The 15,949-nt window shown below is 76.4% G+C and carries 13 protein-coding genes; 4 read left to right on the forward strand and 9 right to left on the reverse strand.

The annotated features are described in order from the left end of the window. Positions 1-87 precede the first annotated feature (87 nt). Positions 88-1,011: a hypothetical protein gene (locus ABZ495_RS28435; RefSeq protein ID WP_359805348.1), complete on the reverse strand. Its 924-nt coding sequence runs from the start codon at positions 1,009-1,011 to the stop codon at positions 88-90. Between the two features lie 166 nt (positions 1,012-1,177). Between ABZ495_RS28435 and ABZ495_RS28440 the strand changes: the two genes are divergently transcribed. Then, a complete protein-coding gene (locus tag ABZ495_RS28440) occupies positions 1,178-1,390 on the forward strand; it encodes a hypothetical protein (RefSeq protein WP_329490330.1) in 213 nt (70 codons plus the stop codon). Positions 1,391-1,451: 61 nt separating this feature from the next. Here ABZ495_RS28440 and ABZ495_RS28445 read toward each other — a convergent pair whose 3' ends face one another. Continuing rightward, on the reverse strand, positions 1,452-3,017 hold the full coding sequence (locus tag ABZ495_RS28445; protein WP_359838760.1) for a hypothetical protein: 1,566 nt from the start codon (positions 3,015-3,017) through the stop codon (positions 1,452-1,454). 269 nt (positions 3,018-3,286) lie between these two features. On the opposite strand from ABZ495_RS28445, the gene ABZ495_RS28450 reads away from it, so the two are divergent. Next, positions 3,287-3,481, forward strand: coding sequence for a hypothetical protein (locus tag ABZ495_RS28450; RefSeq protein WP_359805344.1), 195 nt, complete (start codon positions 3,287-3,289; stop codon positions 3,479-3,481). A 281-nt stretch (positions 3,482-3,762) separates the two neighbouring features. Here ABZ495_RS28450 and ABZ495_RS28455 read toward each other — a convergent pair whose 3' ends face one another. From ABZ495_RS28455 to ABZ495_RS28485, 7 genes are all read right to left on the reverse strand, one after another. Then, positions 3,763-5,124: a DUF2252 domain-containing protein gene (locus ABZ495_RS28455; RefSeq protein WP_359838762.1), complete on the reverse strand. Its 1,362-nt coding sequence runs from the start codon at positions 5,122-5,124 to the stop codon at positions 3,763-3,765. 165 nt (positions 5,125-5,289) lie between these two features. Then, a complete protein-coding gene (locus ABZ495_RS28460) occupies positions 5,290-6,885 on the reverse strand; it encodes a multicopper oxidase family protein (protein WP_329490326.1) in 1,596 nt (531 codons plus the stop codon). After that, positions 6,882-7,364, reverse strand: a complete 483-nt coding sequence (locus ABZ495_RS28465; protein ID WP_359805337.1) for a hypothetical protein — start codon at positions 7,362-7,364, stop codon at positions 6,882-6,884. The genes ABZ495_RS28460 and ABZ495_RS28465 overlap by 4 nt, the downstream gene beginning before the upstream one ends. Before the next feature lie 455 nt (positions 7,365-7,819). Beyond that, entirely contained in the window at positions 7,820-10,378 is a 2,559-nt protein-coding gene (locus ABZ495_RS28470; RefSeq protein ID WP_359838764.1) for an FtsX-like permease family protein, read from the reverse strand. Next, complete coding sequence (locus ABZ495_RS28475; RefSeq protein WP_329490323.1) at positions 10,375-11,169, reverse strand: ABC transporter ATP-binding protein; 795 nt, start codon at positions 11,167-11,169, stop codon at positions 10,375-10,377. Before ABZ495_RS28475 ends, ABZ495_RS28470 begins: the two co-directional genes overlap by 4 nt. A 240-nt stretch (positions 11,170-11,409) precedes the next feature. After that, entirely contained in the window at positions 11,410-12,198 is a 789-nt protein-coding gene (locus tag ABZ495_RS28480; RefSeq protein WP_359838766.1) for an aminotransferase class IV, read from the reverse strand. A 67-nt stretch (positions 12,199-12,265) separates the two neighbouring features. Then, a complete protein-coding gene (locus tag ABZ495_RS28485) occupies positions 12,266-13,270 on the reverse strand; it encodes a GNAT family N-acetyltransferase (protein ID WP_359838768.1) in 1,005 nt (334 codons plus the stop codon). Positions 13,271-13,424: 154 nt separating this feature from the next. Between ABZ495_RS28485 and ABZ495_RS28490 the strand changes: the two genes are divergently transcribed. Both ABZ495_RS28490 and ABZ495_RS28495 read left to right on the forward strand, forming a co-directional pair. Then, the gene (locus tag ABZ495_RS28490) at positions 13,425-14,888 is read left to right on the forward strand and encodes a hypothetical protein (RefSeq protein ID WP_359838770.1); all 1,464 of its coding nucleotides are present in this window, start codon (positions 13,425-13,427) and stop codon (positions 14,886-14,888) included. Beyond that, positions 14,795-15,889: a glycosyltransferase family 4 protein gene (locus ABZ495_RS28495; RefSeq protein WP_359838794.1), complete on the forward strand. Its 1,095-nt coding sequence runs from the start codon at positions 14,795-14,797 to the stop codon at positions 15,887-15,889. The genes ABZ495_RS28490 and ABZ495_RS28495 overlap by 94 nt, the downstream gene beginning before the upstream one ends. Positions 15,890-15,949: the final 60 nt, after the last annotated feature.

Below are 15,949 nucleotides of genomic sequence, written 5' to 3' on the forward strand. Positions count from 1 at the left end.
GCCGACAAATCCCAAACAAGACAGCCGAAGCGTCAGTCAGCCGAAGGGTCAGACCCGCCAGCAACATCACCACGAACATCATCACTGTCAGCCGACGAGCCGCCGGCGCCAGTCCAGCGGTCGCACCTCGACGGCACTGGCGGGGTCGCCGTCCCAGTCCGCCGACAGGCCGGCCACCGCCAGGGCGGCCACCACCTCACGGCCGACGGCGGCGGTGGTCTCCGAAGAGTCGTCGAAGCCCCCGTAGTACAGCGACAGCCCGTGGCCGGCGGCGGCCGCGTCGGTGCTCTGGGAGTGGAAGTAGACGAAGCCCCGGGCGTCCGGCGAGCCGACGCCGGCGATCTCGGCCTGTCCGCAGGAGTGGCAGCAGGTGAAGTTCTCGCGGGCCGTGATGCCGGCCGCCTCCAGTGCCGTGAAGGCACGGGTGATCCGGTCGGCGTCCGTCTCGCCCTCCCAGCCGGCCTGCTCCTCGGCCCGCTCGCGCCACATCCGGTCGACCAGGGCCCGGGCCTGCGCGGGCGAGACCGGTCGCCGGTCACCCTTGACCAGGTAGTCCTCCGCCAGTTCGGCGAGTTCGGCCCGGGTCGCGTAACCGCCGGCCAGGCTCTGGCGGAGGCGGTCCTCCAGCTGCCTGCGGTCGTCGTCGGGCAGCTCCAGCGGCGGCGCCGGCGTCTCGGGCTCCGGTGTCAGGTCGAGCCGCCGCCAGGCCAGGCCGGCGTCCCAACCGTCCGCCCGGCGGGCCCAGCCCGTCATCGCGGCGATCACCGGGCCGGGGTCGTCGAGCAGCACCCGGAAATGGCGGTCGTTCGAGCCCTCGCGGTGCTCCAGGGTGTAGTCACCGCCGGCCTCGTGCCAGACCTGGACGAACACCTCGGCGGGGCCGGAAATCCGCTCCACCACCAGGAAGCGGTCGCCCGGCCCGCCGATCCGGCGCACCAGTGCGGCCAGCTCCTCGGCGGTCACCCGAAGGTGCCGCTCCCCGTTCTCCGTCTGCACCTCGATCGCCAGCATGCGGGCCACTGTCGCACAGCCCACTGACACGTCATCGGGGAGGTCCCTGCCGCACAGGGGACACCTGCCTCATGTGTCCGGGACTCCGGGCACCGAACCATGGACGCATGCCCCCCACGGGACGCTCTTCCTCCGACCCGGGGAAGTCGTCCGGAAAGGAAGCTCCGTGGCCATCCTCGGACAGTCCAACTGGCGGTACTGCGGCAAGTGCTTCGGCCTCTGGTTCAACGGGAACCCGACCAACGGCGTCTGCCCCGCCGGCGGTGCGCACACCTCCTCGGGCAGCTTCGACTACCTCCTGCCCGCCAACAACTTCAGCGGCGTCGCGCCCGCGGGCGCCGGGAAGGAGGCCGCGACGGAGGACGACGACGGCGCCTGACCCCTCGCACGCCGCGGACCCCGGGCCGAATCGGCCCGGGGTCCGCGGTACGGACGACGGCTCAGCCCTTCGGGGCCGGCGAGGGGAGCGCACCGGACACCAGCGGCCACTCGCGGTGGAACGGCGGCAGCGGGAGCTTGCCCTCGATGATCGGGGTGCCGAAGACCTTCAGATGGGCGAGCAGCGCGCCGTTCAGGTCGACCCCGCCCAGCAGGGCCCAGCTGCCCTGGAGTTGGGGCGCGCCGCCCGGGACGTCCACGGTGAGCGAGCCGTCGGCCCGGGCCCGCAGGTACGGGGCCACGGTGGCCTCGACGCCGACCGTGTCGTACAGGCCGACGCTCACCTCGGCGCCCAGCGCGGCCCGGGCGGCCGCCTTGCCGGTCAGCCGCACGTGGACCGGGGAGACCTTGGTGTCGGCGGCGTCGGTGGACGAGGTCCAGCCGCGCCCGCCGGCGTAGTCGGCGTGCACCGCCCAGGTACCGGTGACCTCCTGTTCGGCCTCCAGGTGGACCTGGCCGTCGGCGCTGACCTCCAGGTAGCAGGTGAGCCCGAGGTTCACCACGACCGGCAGGCCGGCCACCGTGATGACCGGGCTGGCCTGGAGCTTGGCGAAGGGCACCCGGGTCGGTGCTGCGCCGGTGTCTCGGGCGAAGTCACCGGTGACCTTCCACTGGGCGTGGGCGCCCAGGTCGAAGCCGATCGACGCGGTGCGCGGGCCGCCCGCGCCGGCACCGTGGTAGGCGAAGTGCACGGCGGGGTGGAGCTGGAGGGAGCCGGAGGCGTCGGCGCTCAGCCCCTCGGGGAGCGGGATCGGCGCCTTGACGTCGACCTCCAGCGTGCCGGACGCGTCGGCCGTGGTGGTTCCGTCCTCCCGGCCGACGGTCGCCTTGACGTCCTTGACCAGGGGCGTCACCTTGATCGCCTGGGGGTCGACGGCCACCTTGCCGTCCGCCTCGGCCCCGCCGAGCAGTTCGGTCAGCGTCGCGGGCCGGGTCGCCAGGGAGACCGACCCGCCGCTCGCCGAACGGACGGCCGTGACGGCGACCAGGGCGCCCTGCGGCGCGGCGGCCGTCGGCGGGCTGGCGATCAGCTGACCGGGCCGGACGGCCTCGACCGCGGCCGTCGACCCCGGCGAGGGGCTCGCGAACGGGCTCGCGGACGGGCCCGCGGACGAACCGGCGGACGGGCTCGCCGACGGACCCGCCGAGGGTGCCGACGGCCCCGCGGCAGCCAGGACCGCCGTACCGGCGGCCGGGTCGTACGCGGTGAGCTGGAGGTTCCGGGCCGCCGGGGAGACGGCCGTGCCGTCCGGACCGGGCACGCCGACGGCGGCCTGCTGCGCGCCCGGCTGCGCCGCCGCCACCGGCAGGGTGGTGGCGGCGGGACGCCCGGAGGCGGTGGACGCGCTGGCCGGGGTGGCGGCCCGGGCCTGCGGCGAACCGGTCGGGGTGACGGCGGCGACCGGGTGGCCGGCACCGGAGGCCGAGGCGGCGACCGGGGCACCGCCGGTCGCGTCGGCCGTCGGGGAGCCCGGCTGGTCGCCCGAGGTCGGCCCGCACGCGGCGACACCGAGCAGCACCAGTGAGACGAGGGCAGGGCGGACCGCCATGCCGAGGGAACTCTTCAACAGGACTCTTTCGGAGCGGCGGACGAGGACACGACCGCCCGTGATCAGTGGAGGCAGGGAGGCGGCTCGCACGGCCGCGCCGCCATGTTACTGACGAGGAATCATCTTGTCGAAGTCATGCACATGCCCCACCGGCACCAGGGCGGACCCTCAACTCATCATCCGGAAAGGCGAGTTGACGCCACAAAGACGCGCCGACCCCGACCTTCGACGGGCCTCGGTCCCCCGCCAACCCGTCGACCGGCGGGGTCCGCACCCCCGCCGACCGGGTGGCGCCCGACCCCGTCGCCCGGCCGCCGGCGCCCACTGCGGCGGCCCTCGCCCGCACCGGGCGGTGCTACGGCGGCCGGCTGCCGTACCCGCCGGACCCCGCCGACTACCGGTCCGGGCTGCTGGACGTGCGGAAGGCGGCGGCCGGGGCGGGCCGTGACCCGGAGGCGATCACCCCCGCCCTCTTCGTCTAGGTCCGCGTGGACGAGGACGTGGCCGCCTGGCGCCCGACGCCTACGCACGGGCCGACCACGGCCTGCCGCTGGAGGAGTCGGAGCGGATCCAGGCGCTCGTGACCGGCCCGCCGGAGGACGTCGTGGCCGGCCTCGCCCGGTACCGGGACGCGGGGCCCGCCATGTCGTCGTCCGCCCGGGCGCGCTCGACCTCGCCGACCAGCGCGACCAACTGCGACGGCTCGCCGCACTGCTGCCCGAACTGGCGTGACGGTCCTGCCTGGAGGACCGGGCGGCCAGGGTCAGATCCCCCGCTTCGCCGTGATCACCCGGTCGTCGATCGCGGACAGCAGGGCGGCGTGGTCGGCCTCGGTCCGGTCGGCGTAACTGACGGCGAAGTCGGCGATCGCCTCCGCGAAGGTGTCCGACGAGCCCAGGTAGCCGGCGATGGCAAGCCGGTCGCCGGAGCGGGCGTGGGCGCGGGCCAGCGCGCGGCCGCAGAGGTCCGCGTAGTCCCGCAGACCGGACCTCGTCATGTCGGCGATCTCCACCGAACCCTTCATGTCCCGCAGTTGGCGCCCGTAGTAGTGGCGGCCGGCCGGGCCGGTGGTCCAGCCGAGGAAGATGTCGCTGACGGCCTGCATCAGGTGCTGGCCGACCACCACCCGGCGGCCGCCGTGGGTACCGGTCACCTCGGCGTCGACCCGGCTGCCGGCGGGCAGGTGGTCCTCCAGGACCGACCGGGTGGCCTCCTTGACCTGGAGGAAGAGCGGGTCCCGGGCGTCGCGCCCCTCCAGCAGGATGATGTAGCAGCGGGTGCCGACACTGCCGACGCCGACCACCTTGCGCGCCGCGTCGACGAACTGGAACCGGTCGAGCAGGACGCGGCGGTCCTCGCTGAGGGTGGCCCGGTAGTCGCTGAAGATCTGCCCGACGGCACCGAACTCGTTCTTCGTCAGCGGCTGGATCAGCGGCGGCTCGCTGATGATGTGGCGCTGGCCGTCCCGTTCATCGGTGAGCTTGCCGAAGGCCTGCAGGCTGGTGCGGCGCCGGGCGTGCGCCATACCGGCCTCGACCCGCTTGCGGCGCTTGGACCTGCTGATCAGCGGGAGGAGGTCCTCGGTGTCGATCCGGGCGTACCAGACGTCGAGTTCGCCCATCGCCGCCAGCCGCCGCATCGCGGTGGCGTAGCCGAGCGCGGCGGTCAGCGCGGCCCGGCGGACGTGCGCCTCGTCGTTGCCGTTGTCGCGGGCCGCGACGGCGGCGCTCGCGGCGAGCCGTTTGACGTCCCACTCGAACGGGCCGGGGTAGGTCTCGTCGAAGTCGTTCAGGCCGAAGAGCAGCGCCCGCTCCGGCGAGGCGTACATGCCGAAGTTCGCCAGGTGGGCGTCACCGCAGAGCTGGACGGTGATGCCGGTGTCGGGGACGGCCGCGAGGTCGGCGGCCAGCACGGCGGCCGCGCCGCGCAGGAAGGCGAAGGCGGAGTCGGCCATCCGGCCGTAGCGGATCGGCAGCAGTTCGGCGACCCGGTCCGCCCCCTGCCGCTCCAGCACGGCGATCGGGTCGAGCCGGTCGGCCGCGGGGATCCAGCGGCCGTGGGCCGAGCGCGAGACCCGTTCGCGGGCGGCCCGGCCGCGCCGGCGGCGTTCGGCGGGACTGGTCATGCGCGCGCTCCTCGGTCGGACGGCAGGGCCGGTGCCCCTCCCGCGACGCTAGGTCAACCGCGGGGGCCCGGCACGTCGAGGCGCCGGCGGGCGGGACGGCCGCCCGCCGGCGCGCGGCCGAACGGGTGAGGGGACGGAGCGGTGGCCACCGGCCCGGCCGGCGCACTACTCCACGACGAAGTCCGCCATCATCGCCATGTCCTCGTGCTCCAGGTTGTGGCAGTGCAGCATGTACGTCCCCGGGTAGTCCGTGAAGCGGACCAGGATCTCCACCGACTCGGCCGGCCGCAGGTCCACGGTGTCCTTCCAGCCGGCGTCGTAGCGGCCGGGTTCGGCGCCGTTGCGCGAGAGCACCTGGAAGGGGTCCAGGTGCAGGTGGACGGGGTGGTGGACGTCGGTGAAGAAGCGCCACTTCTCGACGGTGCCGAGGGCGGGCCGGGCCAGCGAACGGCCCGGCTGGTAGGGCTGGTTGTTGATCGTCCAGCCGTCGTTGCGGCTGCGGCGGAAGCCGAAGGTCCGGGTGGTCACGGCGGCGGCCGGATCGAGCCGTTCGAGGGTGCAGAGCCGCTCGGGCACGGCCGAGTCGTCGGTGACGGTCCGCGAGGACACGTCGAACACCATCACCTCGGCGTCCCGGTCGGTGCCGAACCGGTTCATCAGGCGGACCGACGTCCCCGGCGGGTAGCGGGCGAAGTCGACCACCAGGTCGAAGCGTTCGGCCGGGGCGATCTCCAGCGCGTCGTGCGCCAGCGGGGCCTCCAGCAGGCCACCGTCGCCGCCGATCTGCACCAGCGCGTCGCCGCCGGAGGGCTGCGGATCGAGTTCGAGGCGGTAGAGGCGAGCGTTGGAGGCGTTCAGCACGCGCAGCCGGTAGCGGGCGCGGTCCACCGCGAGCCGGGGCCAGGGGGCGCCGTTGACCAGGATGACGTCGCCGAGGACGCCGTTCATGTAGTCGTCGGTGACGCCCGGGACGGCCAGCGCGGCATCGGTGGCCGGGTACTGGAAGGAGCCGTCCTCGGCGAAGGAGCGGTCGGCGAGCATCAGCGGGACGTCGCGTTCGCCGCGCGGCAGCGGCAGCGCGTCCTCCTCGTCGTCGTGGACGAGGTGGAAGCCGGCCAGGCCCCGCCAGACGGCGGGGCCGGTGAAGCCCATCCGGTGGTCGTGGTACCAGAGCGTGGCCGCGCGCTGGTGGTTCGGATAGGTGTAGGTGCGCTCGCCGTCGGCGGTCCGGGCGGCGGCCGGGTCGGCCGGGTGGTGCTCCATCCCCGGCATGCCCGCCATCCCGGCCATGTCCTGGGCGCCCCGGGCACCGCCGCCCCCGACCGGCAGCAGCAGGTCGGTCGGGTAGCCGTCGCTGTCCGCCGGGGTGTGGCCGCCGTGCAGGTGGACCACCGAGGGCACCGGCAGCTCGTTGCGGTGGCGGACCACGCTCTGCCGCCCGGCCCGCACGGCGAAGGTCGGACCGGGGAAGCTGCCGCCGTACGTCCAGGCCTCGGTCCGCAGGCCGGGCAGGATCTCCAGCCGCGCGCTCCGCTGGGTGATCTCGTAGTAGTCGGTGGTGCCGTCGGTACGGACTGGTTGCAGCACGGGCGGCACCGGGAGCGGCACCTGGAACGGGGCGGGCGGCTCCATCGCGCTGAGCAGCAGACGGCCCGGCCGGGCCTCGGCCAGCAGCCGGGTGGCCGAGGGGAGGGCGAAGGCCCCGATCCCGCCGGTGCCGACCACGGCCGCGCCGATGCCCAGGAAGCGGCGGCGGTTCACTGGGCGACCTCCACCGGTCCGCCCGGGCGGGGCAGCCGGCCGGCGCCCTCGGGGTCGGCCGCGGCGGCGCCGGCGCGGGCCGGCAGCGGCAGCCGCCAGGCACCGACCAGGCCGGCCAGGATGCCGCCGACCAGCAGCACACCGAGCACCACGTGCACCCCGATCGCGCGGTTGTAGCCGACGGCGGTCTGCAGGGTCACCGTCGCCACCAGGAGCACCGAGAGCCACAACGGCCCGCGCGGGCCGCGCCGGTCACGGCCGGGCCGCCGGACCAGCGCCCCCGCCACGAGCTGGCAGCACGCCGCGACGAGCACCGCCCGCGCGGCGGCCTCGTGCAGCACGAGCGACTCGTAGTGGCCGTTGAGGTAGCTGCCGGCCAGCACGGTCTGCAGGACGGCCAGCGCGGCCAGCGCGGTGGCGCTCGCCCGCAGCAGGATCAGCGGCCGACGGGGCGCGGGGGCCACGGGAGGACTGCTCATGGGTGGGCTTCTCTCTGCTCGGCCGTGAGGCGGGAACCGGTGCGGGAGGGTGCGAAGGGGCTGCGGAACGACGACGGGAGGAACGGCGGCGGTAGGAACAGCTGCGGAGCCGGTGCGGAACGGGTGCGGGAAACGGCCCGGCGGGCCTGGCGGAGGGGAAACGGCAAACGCCTCCGGAGGCGGCTCGGCCCCGGACGGCGCGGCCGACACCGTAACCGACCGGGCTCCCGGATCCGTGGCGCCGAACCGGGGGCGGGTCGATCACCACCCCGTTGCGCCCGCCTGGGCCGGAGCCCTCACCCGAACGGGCGGTACGCCACCCGCGCGCACCGCCCGTCCCGCCACCCCGAGGCCGCCCCGAGGCCCACACCCCCACCCCTCGGCCCACCCGGACGGGCGGTGCGCCACCCGCGCGCACCGCCCGTCCCGCCGTCAGGAGCCCCCAGGGGTCCGCGCTACTGCCGGCCCCCGCCCGCCGCCACCGGGTGGGCCCGCAGCAGGAGGCGGGCCGGCAGGCCGGTCGAGCCGAGGCAGAGCAGCACCGCTCCGGCGGCCAGCGGCAGCGCGAGGCCGACCGGGATGTGCGGCGCCGAGCCGGTGATGCCCCGGGTGATCGGCAGCAGGGTGACCCAGGCGATCACCGCACCGACCGCCAGCCCGGTCGCGGCGACCAGCAGCGCCTCCCAGCGCATCATGCCGCGCACCTGACGGCGGGTCGTCCCGGCCAGGCGGAGCAGCGCCACCTCCCGGCGGCGGTCCAGCACCGTCATCGCCAGGGTGTTGGCGGCGGTGACGGCGGCGAAGCCGCCCAGCACACCGGCCATCACCGCGTTCGCCCAGGCGCCGATCTCCTGCGCCTTGTCGGCCTGGGCGACGAAGCCGGCCCGGTCGGCGACGGTGGTCGCGCCGGCGCCGGAGAGGTTGCCCAGTGCGGCGGCCACGGCGGCCCGGTCGGCACCGGGGGCGTCCGCGACCAGCAGCTGGCTGTCGTAGCCGGCGGTGACGTGCTCCGCGACGGCCGCCCGGGGCAGCAGCACCTGACCGAAGCCGAGGCCGCGCTCGTAGGTGGCGACCACGGTGGGCTTGACCGGGGTGCCGTCACCGAGCCAGAGCGGGGCGCGGTCGCCGACCGTGACGCCGAGGGCGTCGGCCAGACCGGCGTCCAGGGCGACGGTGTCGGCCGAACGGGCGAGCTCGGCCAGCGAGCCGCTCTTCACCCCGAGGTCGAGCACCGCGGGGAGCTTCGCCGGGTCACCGCTGATGCCGAGCGTGTTGGCGGTGCCGAGCATGCTGCCGTCGCGGTACACCGTGCTGGTGCGCAGCACGCCGACGGCGGCGTCCACGCCGGGCACCTTGGCGGCGCGGTCGGCGCTGCCGGCGGGCAGGCCGGGGCCGGTCGAGCCGACCACGTGGTCGGCGGTGATGCCGGTGCGCACCTGCTCGCCGGTGACGTGGGTGATGGTGCTCTGCATGAAGAGCAGGGTGCCGCAGAAGGCGGTGACCATGACGATCGGCGTGATCGCGGAGGCCAGCCGGCGGGCGTTGGCCCGGGTGTTGTCGACGGCGAGCGAACCGGGCGCGCCGGCCCCGGCCCGCAGCGGGAGACCGAACACCCCGGCGGCGACCCCGGCCACCCAGGGACCGAGCAGGGCGACGGCCATCAGGAAGCACATCACCACGCCCAGGGCGGTGTTGGCGGCCTTCGAGCCGTCCAGGCCGGCCGCGACGGCGGCGAGCGAGACACCCCCGGCGGCGAAGAGCAGCCCGACCACGGTCCGGACCGTGCCGGGGCGGCCGGCCTCGACCGCCGCCGCGCCGAGGGCCTGGCTGGGCCGCAGCCGGGACGGGCGGCGGGAGGCGAAGAAGCCGGCGGTCAGCGCGGCGATCGTGCAGGTCGCCACGGCGGCGAGCATCGGGATCGGGCCGACGTCCAGCGGCACGGCCGCCGGGACGGCGCCGCGGTCGGCCAGCTCGCCGAACCACCAGCGGGCCAGCGCGAGGCCGGGGAGGATGCCGAGGGCGCCGGCGATCGGTGCCACCAGCACCGCCTCGGTGGCGATGGTGCGGCGGATCTGGCGCGGGGTGGCGCCGATGGCGCGCAGCAGGGCGAACTCCCGGGCCCGCTGGCCGGTCGCCAGGGCGACGGTGCTCATCACGACGAACACCGCGGTCATGGTGGCGATGCCGCCGAAGGAGCCGCCGAGGGCGGTGAGCATGGTCCGGCTCTCGGCGAGCAGCGGCTGCTCGACGGCGCCGCGGGCGTCGCCGGTGAGCACCTCGGCGTCGCCGCCGACGGCCTGGCGGACCTGGGCGGCGAGGGTCTTGGCGGTGACGCCGTCGCGGGGGACGACGGCGATCGCGTCGACCCGGCCCGGGTGGCCGGAGATCCGGTCGGCGACCTGGTCGGCGAACCACGCGGTGGCGGCCGGATGCTGCGGGCCCGCCCCCGGGGAGGCGGCGAGGCCGGAGATCCGGTAGGTGCCGGTGCCACCGGGCCCGGTCAGTGCGAGGGTGGCGCCCGGCGCGAGGTGGGCGGCGTGCGCGGTGTCGACGTCCAGGACGACCTCGCCCGCGCCCGGCGCACGGCCCTCGACCAGCTTCTCGCCCGCTCCGGCGATGCCGAGGGCGGCGATGCCCCGGCCGGTCAGACCGGGCACGCCGGGGGCGGAGCCGGCCGGGATCGGGAAGGCGGTGTCCGGCCGGGCGGCCGCGACACCGGGCTGGGCCGCGATCCGCCCGGCCAGCGCCGCGTCGACCCGGGCCCGCTCGGGGACGGGCAGGCTCTCGACGTCCTCGTCCCCGCCGGTCTTGACGGTGATCTCGACGGCCGCGTCCGGCGCGACCAGCACCGGGGCGGCGGCGTAGCGGCTCGGCGGCACGCTCGCGGTGAGGCCGGTCTGCAGCAGCGTGCCGCAGGCCGTCACGATGGCCGCGCCGAGCAGCAGGGCCAGGAAGGTGCCGACGAAGGAGGCCGGCCGGAAGCGCACCGAGGCGCGCGCGAGTCCGTTGCTCATGCCGCCGCTCCGACCGGGCGCGCCGCCAGCGTGACCATGCGGTCGGCGACGGCGTTCGGGTCCGGGTGGTACAGCTCGCCGGCGAACGCGCCGTCGGCGAGGAACACGGCGCGGTCCGCGAAGGAGGCCGCCACCGGGTCGTGGGTGACCATGACCACGGTCGCGCCCATGGTGTCCACGGCGCGGCGCAGCAGGCCGAGCACCTCGTGCGCGGTGCGGGTGTCCAGCGCGCCGGTCGGCTCGTCGGCGAAGACCACGTCCGGGTCGGTGATCAGCGCGCGGGCGATCGCCACCCGCTGCTGCTGGCCGCCGGAGAGCTGGCCGGGCCGCCGGCCGGCATGCTCGCCGAGACCGACCTGGGCGAGCAACTCCCGCGCCCGGGCACGGTCCTGGCGCTCACCGGCGAGGCGCTGCGGGAGCAGCACGTTCTGCTGGACCGTCAGCGAGGGCAGCAGGTTGAAGGACTGGAAGATGAAGCCGATCCGGCTGCGGCGCAGCTTGGTGAGCCGGTTCTCGCTCAGCCGGGTGATCTCCTCGCCGCCGAGGTAGACCTCGCCGCCGTCCGGGCGGTCCAGGCCGGCCGCGCACTGCAGGAAGGTGCTCTTGCCGGAGCCGGACGGCCCCATCACCGCGGTGAAGCTGCCCCGGTCCAGCGACAGGTCGATCCCGCGCAGGGCGTGCACGACGTCGCCGCCGCGGCCGTAGCTGCGCCGTACCGCCCGCAGCTCGATCGCTGCGTGGGCGCCGGGGCGGCCGTACGGCTCGGTCTGGGGGTGCTGGCGGCGTGCCATGGAGGGGCCTTCCTTCGGGAATCGTCGCTGGTCGTCGACGTGTTCCAGCCTAGGAAGGGCGGGTGCTCCGAACCATGGAGGCCGCTGGCGGACGGACCGGGGGGTTATCCCCACCCCGTTCCCCCCGCCTTGCCCCCGGCCCGCAGCCCCGGAGTTCTTTCGGGGTTCGTCCGAGTCCTACGGACCGACGGAACTCTCGGGACCGGCGGAGCGCTGCGGACCGGACCGGTGGGGCCCGGCTCAGAGCAGGTCGCCCTCGATCCGCCGGTACGCCGCGCACAGCGGCGCGAGGACGGGGTGGGCGGGGTCGAACGCCGTCCCGTCGATCGCGGCGATCGGCCGGACGCCGACACCCGCGTTGACCGCGAAGGCCGCCACGAACCGGTCCAGGCCGGCCGGGTCGACGCGCTCGCGCCGCTGCGGGCCGGGGTGCGCGGCGGCGAGCAGCGCGGCGGTGACGCCGGGCAGCGCGGGGCCCTCCGGCCAGATCACCTGCCGGTCGTCGTGGAAGCCGACGTTCCAGGTGGCCCCCTCGGTGATCCGGCCGTCCTCCCCGGTCAGCAAGGCATCGTCGTAGCCGTCGAGTTGGGCCTGCCGGCGCAGCCCGACCAGACCGAACAGGCCGACGTGCTTCACCTCGGGCAGCTCGCGCCGGTACGCGGCGGTGCGCACCCGCAGCGGCCCGGGGGCCGCGGCCGGGGCCGGGCGGGTGGTCACCAGCAGCCGGGGCAGGGCGGGCGCGGCCGGGCGCTCCAGCCCGAGGGCCGGATCGAACACGGTGACCCGGACGATCACCGGAGCGCCGTCCGCCGGGAGCACCCGGCGGATCCGCTGCCGGACCAGCTCCCGGTCCAGCTCGGCACCGAACACCGTCCGGCAGTCCCGGACCAGGCGGTCCAGGTGCAGGGCCAGTCCGCGCACCCGGCCGGACTCCACCCGCAGGGTGGTGAAGTGCCCGTAGTTCAGCAGCGCCAGGGCGGCGAGCTGCCCGGGGTCGGCAGGCGCGCCGTCGATCTCGATCTCAGCCATCCCCCGAGTCTCCCAGCCGTCCGGCCGCGGGTGTGCGCGGCCGTCGCGAACGGTGGTGGCGGCGCCGTCACGGCCCCGGGGCGGTACTCGGCAGCCGGCCGGCCGGGCCGGGCACCTGCGGGGCCCGGTCCGACTCCCGCAGGACCGGCCGCTCCGGCCCGGCCCCCTCCGGCCGGTAGGGGGAGACGACGCGCCGGCCGGCGTCGCGCGCGAGCCGCTCGAAGTGCTCGATCTTGTACGCGAGGCCCTCCGGCTCGCCGGTGTCGGACCAGCGCCAGGCCTCCGCCCACCACTGCGGACCGCGCACCAGCGGCCGGCCCGCCAGCGCGAGGTGCAGGGCGAGCGTCGAGCGGGCGAAGTCGTGCACCCACCCGTCGCTCTGCCGGTAGGCGGCCGTCTCGTCCAGGCGCAGCCACCGGCCCTCCCGCCCGGCGGCGAGCAGCGGCACCCAGCCGTGGCGGGCGTCGGAGACCAGCAGGAGCAGCCGGTCGTCCTCCTCGCGCACCCGGTAGGACGGCAGCTGCGGCATCCGGGCGAGGCCGAGGGCGTGCTTCCAGGAGACCACCCAGAGTCCGCGCCGCAGGTAGTAGCGGACGGCGTGCTGCCAGGTCCAGTGCGCGTCCAGGCGGTAGCCGGGCATCCCCTCGGCCGCGGCCGCCCGGTACACCTCGTCGAGCACGGCGGCGGCGTGGCCGCGGCCGCGCGCGCCGGGGCGCAGGTAGAGCGAGGAGACGGCCAGTTGGCCCGGCCCCCTGGTCCAGTTGTCGACCGCCACCGTGCCGACCGGCGGACCGTCCCGGCCGTCCGGGCCGTGCACCCAGTAGCGGCGGCGGTAGAGCCCGCCGTCGGGCCACTCCCGGCCGCCCTCGCCGAGCCGCTCGCGCAGCCCGCGCTCGGCCTCCGGGGTCAGGGCGTCCGGGTCCACCCGCTCGCCCAGCTCGCCCTCGGCGCGGGACGCCACGTCCCAGAGCTCGAACCGCCGCCCGTCCCCGCCGTCCACCGTCCGCAGCCGGGGCACCGCCGCCAACCGCTCCTGCGCCCGCTCCACCGCGGCATCCCACGACCTCACCACGGGACCACGATAGCGAGGTTCGCCACCGAACGTGTTTCCGTCGTCACCGAACGTCAGGGCGAAGGTGGGCGGGCGACGAAGGTAGGGGAAACCCGACCCCAGGTCTCGACCTGGCCGTCATGACCCGGCCGTACTGCGCCGCTGGAATGAAGGGGTGCTGAATCACCGAGGCAGACGCGACCACCGCGACCGGGACCACCATCGCCCCGGGGGAGCCCAACTCACCTACCGGGCCGGGCGGTTCGACCGGCGGGCACCGTGGTGCGCCGGTTGGCTGACCGCAGCCGGCTGGGCGGCGGCCTTCCCGCTCGTCTCCGGGCTCGGGCCGCACCGCAGTTGGGGCGCCATCGCCGCAACGGGCTATCTGGCGGCGGCCGTTGCCGTACTCGTGCTGCCGTGGCGGCGGGCCCGCTCCTGGTCCGTGGCGGTGGCCCTGCTCGGGGCCCTGGCCCTGCCGCTGCTGCGGCTGGTGCTGACCGGCCAGGGGCAGAGCGAGGTCGCCGTCATCGAGCGGTCCGCGGAGCTGCTGCTCCGGCACGGCACCCCCTACCTGGCCGATCCGCACACGGTCTCCGAGTACACGCCGTACCTGCCCGGCATGGCGCTGTTCGGGCTGCCCCGCGCGGTGCTGGGCGCACAGGAGTGGCCGGCCCGGCTGCTCGGGGACGCCCGGCTCTGGTGCGCCGCCGCGTTCCTGGGCTGCCTGTTCGCGGCCGGCCGCCGGCACCGGGCCGGGCTCGCGGCGCTCACCGCCTCGCCGCTGGTCGCGCTGCCGCTCTGCGTGAGCGGCGTGGACCTGCCGATGACCGGCCTCTGCTGCCTGGCCCTCGCCCTGGCCGCCCGGGACCGCCCCGGCGCCGCCGGGCTGGCGCTCGCCGCGGCCTGCGCGCTCAAGTGGACGGCCTGGCCCGCGGTCGCGGTCGTCGCGGCCCTGCTCGCCGCCACGGCCGGCCGGCGGGCGGCGCTGCGCGCCACGGCGGTCGCGCTGGCGGGCACGGCCGTCCTCGTCCTGCCGGGGGCGCTGCGCTCGCCCGGCCCGATGTTCCACCAGGTGTTCGCCTTCCCCACCGGACGCGGCCCGCTGCCCACCCCGGCGGGCAGCCCGCTGCCCGGCCGGCTGCTCGCGGACCTCGGCCCGGCCGGCTGGTACGCCGCCGTGACGCTGCTGCTGCTCGGCGGACTGGCCGTCGCCACCTCGCTGGTGCTGCGCCCGCCCCGGGACGCCGTCGGCGCCGCCGACCGGCTCGCCCTCGGGCTCTGCGTGGCCTTCCTGCTCGCACCCGCCGGGCGGTTCGGCTACCTGGCGCTACCGCTCCTGCTCACCCTCTGGGCCCGCTCGCAAGCCCGCCCCGCTCCCCGCACCGGCGCCCTCGCCGATCCCCGAACCGATCCCCGAACCAATCCCCGAACCGATCCGCTCACCGATCCCCGAACCGAGGTTGCACCGACCCCATGGCCGGCACACTCATCGTCACCAATGACTTCCCGCCCCGGCAGGGCGGCATCGAAACCTTCGTCCACGCCCTGGCCACCCGTCTGCCCGCCGACGAGGTCGTCGTCCTCACCTCGGACGAGCCCGGCGCCGCCGCGCACGACGCGGCCCTCCCCTTCCCGGTGATCCGCGACCGGTCCCGGACGCTGCTGCCGACCGCCAGGGTCACCCGGCGGGCCGCCGAGATCGCCCGCGCGCACGGGTGCGACCGGGTCTGGTTCGGCGCCGCCGCCCCGCTCGCCGCGATGACGCCCGGGCTCCGGCGGCAGGCCCCCGGGATCGCCCGCACGGTCGCCACCACGCACGGACACGAGATCTGGTGGGCCCGCACCCCCGGGGCCCGCCGACTGCTCCGGCGGATCGGTGACCACGTCGACGTGGTCACCTACCTCGGCGAGTACACCCGGGCGCGGATCGCCCCCGCGCTCGGGCCCCGGGCCCGGCTGGAACGGCTCGTGCCGGGTGTGGACGCGGATCGCTTCCGGCCGGCGGGCGCGGGCGCGGCGGGCGCCCCGGACACCGGCGCGCCGATGATCCTCTGCGTGGCCCGGCTGGTCCCCCGCAAGGGTCAGGACGCCCTGATCCGGGCCCTCCCGCTGATCCGGCGGACGGTGCCGGGGGCCGTCCTGGTCCTGGTCGGCCGGGGCCCGGACGAACGACGGCTGCGCGCCCTCGCCCGGCACCACACCGAGCCCGGCTCGGTGGTCTTCGCCGGCGGCCGGGAGCACGCGGCGACACCCGCCTACTACGCGGCGGCGGACGTCTTCGCGATGCCGTGCCGCACCCGGCGGGCCGGTCTGGAGGCGGAGGGCCTGGGCATCGTCTTCCTGGAGGCGGCGGCCGCCGGGCTGCCGGTGGTCGCGGGCCGGTCCGGTGGCGCGCCCGACGCCGTCCTCGACGGGGTCACCGGCGCCGTCGTCGACGGCCGGAGTCCGGCCGCCGTCGCGGACGCGGTCGGCCGCATCCTCGGCGCCCCGGCGGCCGACCGCGCCCGGATGGGGGCGGCGGGACGGCGCTGGGTCCGGGCGCAGTGGTCCTGGGAGGCCTCCGCCCGCCGCCTCGCGGAGCTGCTCGACCCGGCGGGCGCGGACGCCGCCGCCCCGGAGGGGTCCGTCCGCCGCGGGTGAGGCGGCACCGCCCGCTGGGTCGGGCGGGTCCGCACCCGCTTCCGGAGGGGCCCGCCCCGG

The organism is Kitasatospora sp. NPDC005748 (genome assembly GCF_040630735.1).
Lineage (GTDB): Bacteria > Actinomycetota > Actinomycetes > Streptomycetales > Streptomycetaceae > Kitasatospora.